Origin of the sequence: Novosphingobium sp. UBA1939, from assembly GCF_002336885.1 — a bacterium.
GTDB lineage: Bacteria > Pseudomonadota > Alphaproteobacteria > Sphingomonadales > Sphingomonadaceae > Novosphingobium.
The window spans coordinates 1-11,741 of record NZ_DDFB01000036.1; the positions used below are offsets into that span (position 1 = coordinate 1).

The following is an 11,741-nucleotide window of genomic DNA, read 5'->3' on the forward strand; positions in this document are numbered from 1 at the left end:
CGGCGCGGCGCAGGCGCGCGAGCAGCCCCGGCGTGGCGAGCGTTGCGCGTCCGGCCAGCACATCGTCGGCCAGCGCGCGGTCCGCCGGATCGGGGCGACCGGCCAGTTCGCGCTGGACGATGCCCAGCGCGTTGCGCGCGACGGCCAGATCGAACCGGTCGCGCCCGTCCAGCCTGGGCTTGACTGCTTCGCCCAGCCATTCGGAAATCGCGGTGAGGATTTCGGCCGCGCTTGCCTCGCCGGCGGAACCGGCGGCGGGCGGAGGGGGAGGTGGCAGCGCGCGCGCGCGTTCGGCTTCGGGCGCGCCTTCTTCGAGCAGCAGCAGCAAGTCGAGCTCCTGCTCGCTGGTGCGGCGTGATATGACGACACGCTCCAGCGAACGGTCGGTGCGCGCGCGCCAGGATTGCGCCATCGCCATGCAGCCGAGCGCCCACCACACGGTGCGATAGACCAGCCAGAAGCGGAAGCGCACGGGATCGACGCTTTCCCCACCGGCGGCGCGGTAGGCGGCGAAATAGTGCTCCAGCGCGGCCAGGCCGAAGGCGGGGCGGTCGAGCCGGCCGAAGCGCCACACCGTCATGCAGCCATAGGCAAGGTCCTCGTGGCTGTCGCCCAGATGCGCCAGCTCCCAGTCCAGCACCCCGGAGAGGTGGCCCTGATCGACCAGGATATTGCCCAGCCGCAGATCGCCGTGGACCACGCGCGGCGGGCATGGCGGCGGAAGGTTGGCGCGCAGCCAGGCAAGGCCGAGCGCGATCACCGGGCGGTCGCCGCCGGCTTCTTCGAACTGCGCGGCCAGTCCTTCCACGCCTTCGGCCGGATCGAGCCGGGGCAGGAAGCCAAGCGGCGCGGTATCGAGCCGGTGAATCGCGGCCAGCGCACCCGCGATCTCTTCTATCAACCCGTCCGCCGCCTGGGCGAGAATGTCCGGCGGGCTGGCGGTGCCGGGCAGGCAGCGCATGATGAAGCCGATGCCGAAACCGTCTTCCGGTGTCAGCTCGGCGACGATTTCCGGCGCGGGCACACCGCCGGCATGGGCATGGCGGACCAGCGCGGCCTCTCCGTCCATGTGAAGCGCGCGCGTGGCGAGCCATTCCGCCGAAGGCGCGCGTCGCAGCACGAATCGTCCTTCGCCCTGCGGCCCCGCACAGCCGAACAGCCAGCTTTCCATATTGGCGCCGCCCGACAGGCGTTGCGGTGAAACGATCGTGCCGGCCAGCCCCGCCCGCGCCATGACGGCCCCGAGCCGCGCGACGAAATCGGCCGCGGCGCTTCCGGCTTCATCGTCGGAACCCGTGCCTGCCATTCGCCCTCTCCATCGTCCGGTTCGTGCCGGACGGGAGCATTATCTTAATCGATCGATTAAAGTCCAGCGGGAACCGCTGATTGCCAACTATTGCCGTTTTGCCGCGCCAAACGCCGACCAGCCGGGCGAGAGAGGCGACGGACCGTTTTGAAACGATCTTCGCCTAACATTTGCAATAAGTTAGATTCCAGTAACGATGGGTAAATCGGGTCGGGGTCATAACGGTCACATGAAGAGTCGCTTCACCAAGCTTCTGGCCGCCGCTGCGCTTGCCTTGCCGGCGCTGGGCGCCACGCCGGCGGTCCAGTCACGTCCGCCCGTCACGCTGCAGGATCAGCGTGACATCATCATCCAGCAGCAGATCGCCGCGATCGCCTCGCAAAGCCGGGGCCGGATCGGCGTGGCCGCGATGGACCTCGATGGTGGCGGGCAGATATTCCTCAATGGCGACATGCCGTTCCCCATGGCCAGCACCGCCAAGATCGCGGTGGCGGCCACGTTCCTCGAAGGCGTGGAGCAGGGGCGTTTCCGCCTCGATCAGCGTTTCCCGATGATGCTGTCGGTGGCCGAACGCGCCGGCGCGCGCAGCCCCATCGCTCCGGTGCGCGCCGGGCCGGTGATGACCGCGCAGGAACTCATGGAACTCATGATTACGCGCAGCAACAACCAGGCGACCGACGGGATCATCGCCGCGATCGGCGGCATCGCCCCGGTCAACCAGTGGTTGACGCGCAAGGGTATCGTCGGCCAGCGGCTCGACCACACGATGGCGACGCTGGTGCGCGACGATGGCAAGGTCAACCCGGCGACGGTGATCGATACCCGCACCAGCAGCACACCGCGCGCCATGCTGGCGCTGCTGGCCGCGATCGACCGCGGTGGTGCGCTCAATCCCGAAAGCCGCGCGGTTCTGCTCGATACGATGACGCGCACCAGCACCGGCCGCAACCGCATTCGCGCTGGCCTCCCCGAAGGGACGCTGGTGGCGCACAAGACCGGCACGCTGGCCGGCGTGACCGACGACGTCGGCATCGTGCGGCTGCCCGATGGGCGCCACCTTGCCATGGTGGTGTTCGTGGCGGGGCCGGAAGGCCACGGGCCGCACTCGGCGTTGATCGCGCAGGTCGCGCGCGTTCTGTACGATGGCTATAGCCAGCCGCTGGGCCGTTCGCTGCAGGAAGTCGCGCGCCGCTGAGGCATCGCACCGCGAAACAAGGGAGGCGTCGCGCAAGCGGCGCCTTTTTTGTTGGCGGTCATGGCGTTTGCTGCCCACCCCCAGCCCCTCCCGCGAGCGGGAGGGGAGAATAAGGGGCAGCCCCTCCCGCGAGCGAGAGGGGAGAATAAGGGGCAGCCGGTCGCGGGAGGGGGAGCGAGACTTGCGCTGCCGCAGGCGGCGTTAGTCGCAGCGGGGTGGGTTGTTCATGCTCCGCGTCCGCGCGCGATTCAGATCGCCAAAGAGAAAGGGGCGCGGCCGCAAGGCCACGCCCCTCTATCTGTATCCTGCCCTTGCGGGCGGGGATTACATCTTCGCGGCTTCGCTCGCTTCAGCCGAGGCGTCAGCAGCCGGAGCGCTGGCTTCAGCCGAGGCGTCAGCAGCGACGTCCGACGATTCAACAGCGGCTTCGGTGGCGGCTTCGGTAGCTTCCGGAGCCTTTTCGCCGCAGCCGGCGAGGGTGAAAGCGGTGCCGGCGACAGCGGCGAGGATGAGCTTGCGCATGCGTTACAATCCCTGGATTGAAGTGAACCGCGCCGGGCAAGCAGCCCGCCGCAAAGCCTACTCGTGGGGTAGACTTCGGGACCTCAATTAATCGGCAATTCATTCCCTTGCAAGCATAAGACGAACATGAAATGCCTTTCACCGTGCATCGCGCGGAGGAGGAAGGCTTTTTTCGTCGGTAGCGGGTGCGATAGTCCGCCCTGTACAAGCGGCGAGCCGTTCCCTCCGCAACCGGCCTCCTGCACCTTCCGTTCCGCCGCGCAAGCGGGTACACCGCCGCGATGGACGGCACCAACAGTTCCCGGCAGCATCTCTATCTGGTCGATGGCTCGGCCTACATCTTCCGCGCCTATCACCGCCTGCCCCCGCTCACCAACCCGCAGGGCGTGCCGGTGGGCGCGGTCTATGGCTACACCACGATGCTGTGGAAGCTGGCCGATGATCTCCACAAGGCGGACGGGCCGACCCACCTGGGCGTGATTCTCGACAAGGGCTCGATCTCGTTCCGCAATGATCTGTACGAGGCCTACAAGGCCAACCGCCCGCCCCCGCCCGAGGATCTGGTGCCGCAGTTCCCGCTGATCCGCGATGCCACGCGCGCGTTCAGCCTGCCCTGCATCGAGGAAGCCGGGCTGGAAGCGGACGACCTGATCGCGTCCTATGCCCGCGCCGCGGCCGCGCGCGGGTGGGACGTGACGATCGTTTCGTCCGACAAGGACCTGATGCAGCTGGTCGGCACCGCCGCCAACGGCGCGCGGATCGACATGCTGGACACGATGAAGAACCAGCGGATCGACGTGCCCGAAGTGATCGAGAAATTCGGCGTGCCGCCGGAGAAGGTGGGCGACGTTCTCGCGCTGATGGGGGATGCGGTGGACAACGTGCCCGGCATTCGCGGCATCGGCCCCAAGACCGCGTCGAAGCTGATCCAGGAGCATGGCGATCTCGAATCCGCGCTGGCCGCCGCGCCGGCGATGAAGGCGGGCAAGCTGCGGGAAAGCCTGATCGAACAGGCGCCGATGGCGCGGCTCTCGCGCGAACTGGTGGCGCTGAAGGAAGATTGCGACCTGCCGCTGCCGCTCGACGATTTCACGCTGGGCGCGATCCCGCCCGATCCGCTGGCGGCGTTCCTGGGCGAACACGGTTTCACCAGCCTGTTGCGCAAGCTGGGCGTGGGCGCGCTGGCCCCCGTGTCCGCCGCGCCGACGACCGGCGACGGCGCGGGGGCCGGAGGCGTGGCGCCGGTGCAGCCTGAAAGCGCGAACCGGCAGCCGCTGCCCGAATGGCCCGCGCCCGATCTGGGCCGCTATGCCTGCGTCCAGTCGATTGGCGAGCTGGAGCAATGGATCGCCCGCGCGTTCGAGGCGCGCGTGGTGGCGATCGACACCGAGACCAGCGCGCTCGATGCGATGGCGGCGGATCTGGTGGGGGTGAGCCTGGCGCTTGGCCCCAACGATGCCTGCTATATTCCGCTGGGCCATGGCGGCACCGACATGTTCGCGGAAAAGCCGGTGCAGGTGGACCGGAACGCGGCGCTGGCCGCGCTCAAGCCGCTGCTGGAAAGCGACGCGGTGCTGAAAGTGGGCCAGAACATCAAGTACGACCTCACCATCCTCGCGCGCGCGGGGGAAGCGGCCGGAGAAGCGGTCGGCGGCATCGCGGTCGCGCCGATCGACGATACCATGGTGATGAGCTTCTGCCTCGATGCCGGGCGCAGCGAAACCGGCCTGGCCGGGCACGGCATGGACGAGTTGTCGGAAAGGCACCTCGGCCACGCCACGATGAAGTTCAAGGACCTGTGCGGCACCGGCAAGAAGGCGATCTCGTTTTCCGAAGTGCCGCTGGCCGATGCCACGCGCTATGCCGCGGAAGACGCGGACGTCACCTGGCGGCTCCACCGCCTGTTCCAGCCTCGCCTGTCCGACGAGGGCGGCACGCGCATCTATCAGCGCGTGGACCGGCCGCTGATTCCGGTGGTGGCGATGATGGAGCGCAACGGTATCCGCGTCGACCGCGAGCGGCTGGCCGCGCTTTCAGCCGAGTTTGCCGCCCGCATCGCCGAACTGGAAACCGTGATTCACGCCAAGGCGGGAGGCCCGTTCACGATCGGCAGCCCCAAGCAGCTTGGCGAGGTGCTGTTCGACCGGCTGGGCTACAAGGGCGGCAAGAAGGGCAAGACCGGGCAGTATTCGACCGACCAGTCCGTGCTGGAAGGGCTGGCCGCGCAGGGCGCCGAAGTGGCGACGCTGGTGCTCGAATGGCGCCAGCTGTCCAAGCTCAAGTCGACCTACACCGAAGCGCTGCAGGCCGCGATCAATCCGGTGACCGGCCGCGTCCACACCAGCTACAGCCTGGTCGGCGCGCAGACCGGACGGCTCTCGTCGAACGAGCCGAATCTCCAGAACATCCCGATCCGCACCGAGATCGGCCGCCAGATCCGCGAGGCGTTCGTGGCAGAGCCGGGCAATGTGCTGCTGGCGGCCGACTATTCGCAGATCGAACTGCGGCTGGCCGCGCACATCGCCGACGTGCCGGCGCTCCGCGAAGCGTTCGCGGCGGGCGAGGACATCCACGCGCGCACCGCGACCGAGATGTTCGGCCATGTCGACCGCGACACGCGCGGGCGCGCCAAGACGATCAACTTCGCGATTCTCTATGGCATCAGCCGGTGGGGCCTGGCCGGCCGGCTCGGCACCTCGGCCGAAGAGGCGCAGGCGATGATCGATCGCTATTTCGAGCGCTTCCCCGGCATCCAGCGCTATATCCACGAGACGCTGGAGAGCGTGCGCGAGCGCGGCTATTCGGAAACCCTGTTCGGCCGCAAGACCTGGTTCCCGCGCATCAATTCCAAGAACCAGGCCGAGCGGCAGGGTAGCGAGCGCGCGGCGATCAACGCGCCGATCCAGGGCACCAGCGCCGACATCATCAAGCGGGCCATGGCGCGCATGATGCCCGCGCTGGAGGAGGCTGGGCTAGGTGGCGTCCGTATGCTGCTGCAGGTGCACGACGAACTGGTGTTCGAGGTGCCGGAAGGCGATGTCGAGGCGGCCAAGCCGGTGATCGAGCGGGTCATGGCGGGCGCTGCGGAACCCGCTGTAAAACTTTCGGTTCCGCTGGGCGTCGAGATCGGCACCGGCGCCAGTTGGGGCGCGGCGCACTGATCGCGGTAACGGTCTGCAAGTGCTTGTTGCAATGCGAAAATAATTAACCACTTCGGACTATTTTCCTGCTCCGGGCGCAACGGGCCGAAGGGGCGGCGAATGGACGCGATGGGTGGTTTCCCGGCAAACGACTGGGGTGACGGCGACGAGGGTGGCGGACAGGAGGTTTGGGAAGCCGGCCTCCTGCTTGATGCCACCCGCGCCGTTGCCGCCGCCGAGGAAGCCGCGCGACAGGCCGAGCAGCGGTTCCGCGAGGCGCTGGACGCGCTTCCGCAGGGCATCGTCTTTCTCGATGCCGAAGGGCGCTACATCCACTGGAACGAGGAATACGCGCGCATCTATCACCGGTCTGCCGACCTGTTCCGGCGCGGGGCGCGGCTGGTCGACACGCTGCGCGAAGGCATTGCCCGGGGCGACTATCCCGAAGCGCACGGGCGCGAGGAGGAATGGCTGGCCGATCGGCTCGACCGGCTGGAACACGCGGCCGATCGCCACGAACAATGGCTGTCCGACGGCCGCTGCATCATGATCGAGGAGCGCAAGACCAGCGATGGCGGCACCATCGGCCTGCGCGTGGACATCACCGAGATGAAGCAGCGCGAGGAATCGTTTCGCCTGCTGTTCGAAAGCAATCCGGTGCCGCTGCTGGTCTATGATCCGGCGGAGGACGCGATCGTTTCGGCCAACGCCGCCGCCGCCGACCATTTCGGCTATGACCTTGCCGAACTGGCGCGGCTGCCGGCGGAACGCCTGTTCGCGGCCGAGGAATGGAGCGAGGCGCAGCGCCTGCTGGCGACGACCGGATCGCAGAAGGATCGCTTCTGGCGTCAGCTGCGCAAGGACGGGCAGGAACTCGAATCGGTCCTGTTCACGCGGCAGTCGATGCTCGATGGCCGGCTGGCCACGATCGCCTCGGTCTTCGACGTGACCGAGCGGCGCAAGGTGGAGGCACGCATCGCGCACATGGCGCGGCATGACGAGCTGACCGGCCTTGCCAACCGCGCGCACTGCCGCGAGCGGCTGCGCGATCTGCTGACCGGGGTGCGCCAGAACGGCCGGTCGGTGACCGTCGCGCTGATCGATCTCGATCACTTCAAGCCGATCAACGACACGTTCGGCCATCTCGTCGGCGATGCTCTGTTGGCGGAGGCGGCGCGGCGCATGGCCAGCCTGGTGCCCGACGATGGCCTGCTGTGCCGGATCGGCGGCGACGAATTCGCGGTGATCTTCGAAAGGCAGTCGCGCACGACGGTCGATTACGTCGCCAAGGCGATCATCACCGCGATGAAGGAGACTTTCAGCGTCAGCGGCTGTTCGCTGCATATCGGCGCCACGATCGGCATGGCATCGGCACCCGACGATACCGCCAACCCGGAAACGCTGCTGCGCTACGCCGATCTGGCCCTCTATGCCGCCAAGGCCGACCGGCGCGGCACGATGCGCCGCTTCGTGCGCGACATGGACGTCGCCGCGCAGGAAAAGAGCTTGCTGGAGGCCGATTTCCGCAAGGCGATCCGGCTGGGCGAACTGGCGGTCCACTATCAGCCGCTGATCGATCTCGCGACCGGCGAGGTCGAATGCTACGAGGCGCTGGTGCGCTGGCACCACCCCGTGCGCGGCATGGTGATGCCCGACGCGTTCATCGGCCTGGCCGAGGAAATCGGCCTGATCGACGTGGTCGGCCAGTTCGTGCTGCAGAGTGCCTGCCGCGAGGCGATGATGTGGCCCGCGCACGTCAAGCTGGCGGTCAATGTCTCGCCCATCCAGTTCCGTTCGCCCAACCTGCTGGGCATCGTGGTGCAGGCGCTGTCGTCGGCGGGCATGGACCCGCGGCGGCTGGAGCTGGAAATCACCGAAGCCGTCCTGATGGAAAAGGGGCCGCAGGTTTCCGGCATGATCGCATCGATCCGCGCGCTGGGCGTGGGCATATCGATGGACGATTTCGGGACCGGCTACAGCTCGCTCAGCTATCTGCTGAGCTACCCCTTCACCAAGATCAAGATCGACAAGTCCTTCGTGCGTGACTTGCATCAGGAGCCCAATTCGCAGGCGGTGGTGCGCGCGATCATCGGTCTGGGCCACAGCCTGGGCCTGACCGTCACCGCCGAAGGCATCGAGGAGGAAACGGTGCTGGATTACCTGCGCGGCGAAGGATGCGCGCAGGGGCAGGGCTACCTGATCGGCCGGGCGCGGCCCGCGAACGAACTGGGCATGACGCGCGCGATCGCGAAAGACGCGGGCTGACCCACCCGACGGGGCGGACAGGCACAACTGGGTCCGATTTGGCGGTGTCGGCCGCTGGCGTCTTGGCATCGCCATGGCGCTCCGCAATGCTTCCCGCCCGGCCACGCGGTGCCGTTGGGAAGCGACGGGGGACCGATGGTCGCGCTGGTTTCGACAGTGGCCTATCTGGGGCTGGACGCCCGCGCGGTGGAAGTCCAGTGCCAGATCGCGCCGGGCCTGCCCGCGTTCCGGCTGGTCGGCCTGCCCGACAAGGCGGTGGGCGAAAGCCGCGAGCGGGTGCAGTCCGCGCTCGCCGCATTGGGGCTGGCNNTGCCGGTCGCGCTGGCGCTGCTGGCGGCGATGGGCGTGGTCGATCGCGAACAGATCGCGGACTATCTGGCCGTGGGCGAACTGGCGCTGGACGGGCGGATCATCGCCAGCCCCGGAGTACTTCTGGCGGCGCTTCATGCCAGCGGGGCGGACAAGGGCCTGATCTGCCCCGCCGCGCAAGGCACCGAGGCGCGCTGGGCCAGCGGGATCGACGTGATCGCCGCGCCAAACCTCGTCTCGCTCCTCAACCACCTGAAAGGCACGCAGCGCTTGCCCCCGCCTACGCCGGGCGAGGCCGATCCGCCGCGCCGCATGGCAGACCTGCGGCAGGTGAAAGGCCAGGAAACCGCCAAGCGCGCGCTGGAGATCGCGGCGGCAGGCGGGCACAACCTGCTGATGATCGGCCCGCCGGGCGCGGGCAAATCGCTGATGGCATCGTGCCTGCCCGGCATCCTGCCCGAACTGACGCCGGCCGAGGCGCTGGAAGTCTCGATGGTCGCTTCGGTCGCCGGGCTGCTGGAGGACGGGCGGATCAGCCGCGCGCGCCCGTTCCGCTGCCCCCACCATTCCGCCTCGATGGCGGCCCTGACCGGCGGGGGCCTGCGCGTGCGGCCGGGCGAGGTCAGCCTGGCGCACCTGGGCGTGCTGTTCCTTGACGAACTGCCCGAATTCCAGCGCGCGGTGCTCGATTCGCTGCGCCAGCCGCTGGAAGCGGGCGAAGTCTCGGTGGCGCGGGCCAATGCCCATGTCACCTTCCCCGCGCGCGTCCAGCTGGTCGCGGCGATGAACCCGTGCCGCTGCGGCCATCTCGGCGATCCGGCGCTCGGGTGCAGCCGCGCGCCGAAATGCGCGGCGGACTACCAGTCCAAGGTGTCCGGCCCGCTGCTCGACCGGATCGACCTGCATGTCGAGGTCGATCCGGTGTCCGCGGCCGATCTCGCCTTGCCGCCGCCGGCGGAAGGATCGGACGAGGTGGCCGCCCGTGTGGCGGCCGCGCGCGCGATCCAGACGGCGCGGCTGGCGGGCAGCGGGCGGCGCAATAATGCCGAGCTCGATGGCGAGTTGCTCGATTGCCACGCCACCCCGGACGAGCCGGGCCGCAGGCTGCTGTTGCAGGCGGCGGAAGCGATGCGGCTGTCGGCGCGGGGCTATACCCGGATGCTGCGTGTGGCGCGCACGATCGCCGATCTCGGCGGCTCGGAGACGGTCGGCCGCGTCCACGTCGCCGAAGCGCTCAGTTATCGCCGCATGGCGCCGCGCGCGTGACGTCTTGAAGCTGGACGATCGTCCGAATTTGCGGCAACTCTCCTCTCGCTGGCGATTGTGCGGAGGAGCGGCGGGATGCGCGGATTGCGGCGGAGCGGTATTCGGGCATCGATGATGGTGGCTCTGGCGATCGCGCCGCTCGCCCTGTGGTCCGGCCCCGTCGGCGCGCAGGAGGACCATTCGGGCCTCACCCGCGAAACCTACCGCAAGACCTGCCTGCTCTGCCACAGCAAGGCCGCGCCCGAGGGCGTGGCGCCATGGATCCTCGAAGGGCTGCGCCCGGTACCGGGATTGAAGCCCGCCGATGCCATGCCGGGCGTCACCTGCTGGCGCCGCTGCGAGATTTGCAAGGGCCGGCATGTGCCGGAAGCGAAACGCTGAGAATCCCGGACGCCGGGGATCAGCGCCCCGCCATCGCCTTGGCCTTGGCCAGATAGGTGCGTCCGATCCGGAGCGGCGTGCCATCCGCCAGTTCCGCCGACCAGACGCCAAGGCCATCGTGCCGCAACCCGTTGATCCGGTCCCGTCGCACGATCGTCGAGCGGTGCAGGCGGATGAAGCGATCGGGATCGAGCCGGTTTTCCAGGCCCTGGATCGTGTGCAGCATCAGGTAGCTGCGTGGCCCCACGTGCAGCCGCACATAGTCGCGCTCGGCATCGATGCGCTCGATGTCGGCGGCGGCGACGCGGACCAGTTCGGAGCGGTGCGGCACCCAGAATTCCTCGATCCAGTCACCCTTGGACGGCGCGGCGGCCGATGGTTCCGTGGTGGGGGTGGCGGCTCCATTGGCGATCCGGGCCAGCGCGCGCTCGATCGCGCGTTCCAGCCGGTCCTGCGCCACAGGTTTCAGCACATAGTCCACCGCATCGAGGTCGAAGGCTTCCACGGCGAAGTGATCGTGCGCGGTCACGAAGATCACCGCCGGCCGCTGCGCCTGGCCGGAAAGCTGGCGCGCCACCGAAAGGCCGTCCACTTCGGGCATCGTCATGTCGAGCAGGATCAGGTCGGGCGCTAGTGCCTCGACCAGCCGCAGTGCCGCCGCGCCATCGCTGGCGGTGCCGACCACGGTGATCGCGGGCAGGCGCGAACAGAGGATCTGCATCCGTTCCACCGCCAGCGGCTCGTCGTCCACGATCAGCGTTCGCATACCGTTTCCTCCCGTCTGTTCTTCCATGCCCGTTCAGCAGTTCCCGCCGTCCACGCGGGGGATGGTGAGCACCGTGGCATAGCCCCCCGCCGGCAGGGGGCCGCTATCGACATGCGCGAAATCGCCGAAGCGCGCGGCCAGCCGGTTGCGCACGTTGGCAAGGCCAATGCCGGTGCCACCGTTTCCGCTGGCCTTGCCCGGCCCGTCGTCGGCCACGGTCAGCACCAGCAGCCCGTCGGCCTCGCGCGCGCTGATGCGGATGGTGACCGGCCGCGTGGTGGCGGAGACGGCATATTTGATGGAGTTTTCGACCAGCGGCTGCAGGATCATGCCGGGCACGCAGGCTTGGGCAAGGTTTTCCGGCACGTCGAATTCGGTACGCAGCCGGTCGGGAAAGCGCACCGCCTCGATTTCGAGGTAGTGGCGCTGCAGCGCGATCTCGTCGGCCAGCGGCACGTCCGACGTGGGATCGGCGGCCAGGCTGTGGCGGTAGAAGCTGGAGATCGTCTGGATCATCCGTTCGGCCTGTTCGCCGCGCCCTGTCATGACCAGCGCGGACAGCGAATTGAGCGTGTTGAACAGGAAATGCGG

General features: G+C 68.4%; 9 protein-coding genes. 5 read left to right on the forward strand and 4 right to left on the reverse strand.

Translation table 11 applies throughout. The annotated features are described in order from the left end of the window. A partial coding sequence (locus B3547_RS05835) for a phosphotransferase (RefSeq protein ID WP_292961126.1) occupies window positions 1-1,306 on the reverse strand: 1,306 nt, incomplete at its 3' end. Window positions 1,307-1,535: 229 nt separating this feature from the next. Here B3547_RS05835 and B3547_RS05840 point away from each other — a divergent pair. Further along, the gene (locus tag B3547_RS05840) at window positions 1,536-2,501 is read left to right on the forward strand and encodes a serine hydrolase (protein WP_125954325.1); all 966 of its coding nucleotides are present in this window, start codon (window positions 1,536-1,538) and stop codon (window positions 2,499-2,501) included. 324 nt (window positions 2,502-2,825) lie between these two features. Here the strand turns inward: B3547_RS05840 and B3547_RS05845 are convergent, their stop codons facing one another. Beyond that, the gene (locus tag B3547_RS05845; protein WP_124810120.1) at window positions 2,826-3,023 is read right to left on the reverse strand and encodes a hypothetical protein; all 198 of its coding nucleotides are present in this window, start codon (window positions 3,021-3,023) and stop codon (window positions 2,826-2,828) included. A gap of 281 nt (window positions 3,024-3,304) precedes the next feature. Between B3547_RS05845 and polA the strand changes: the two genes are divergently transcribed. From polA to B3547_RS05865, 4 genes are all read left to right on the forward strand, one after another. After that, entirely contained in the window at window positions 3,305-6,184 is a 2,880-nt protein-coding gene (gene polA, locus B3547_RS05850) for a DNA polymerase I (protein ID WP_292961132.1), read from the forward strand. 99 nt (window positions 6,185-6,283) lie between these two features. After that, window positions 6,284-8,428, forward strand: coding sequence for a putative bifunctional diguanylate cyclase/phosphodiesterase (locus tag B3547_RS05855; protein WP_292961136.1), 2,145 nt, complete (start codon window positions 6,284-6,286; stop codon window positions 8,426-8,428). A gap of 135 nt (window positions 8,429-8,563) precedes the next feature. Beyond that, on the forward strand, window positions 8,564-10,003 hold the full coding sequence (locus B3547_RS05860; protein ID WP_292961138.1) for a YifB family Mg chelatase-like AAA ATPase: 1,440 nt from the start codon (window positions 8,564-8,566) through the stop codon (window positions 10,001-10,003). 111 nt (window positions 10,004-10,114) lie between these two features. After that, window positions 10,115-10,384 (forward strand): hypothetical protein, encoded by a 270-nt coding sequence (locus B3547_RS05865; RefSeq protein WP_292961140.1) that lies wholly within the window; start codon window positions 10,115-10,117, stop codon window positions 10,382-10,384. Between the two features lie 19 nt (window positions 10,385-10,403). On the opposite strand, the gene B3547_RS05870 is transcribed toward B3547_RS05865, so the two are convergent. Next, window positions 10,404-11,150, reverse strand: a complete 747-nt coding sequence (locus B3547_RS05870; protein WP_125954329.1) for a LytR/AlgR family response regulator transcription factor — start codon at window positions 11,148-11,150, stop codon at window positions 10,404-10,406. 33 nt (window positions 11,151-11,183) lie between these two features. After that, window positions 11,184-11,741: sensor histidine kinase (locus B3547_RS05875; protein WP_292961143.1), on the reverse strand; the 558-nt coding region annotated here is incomplete at its 5' end.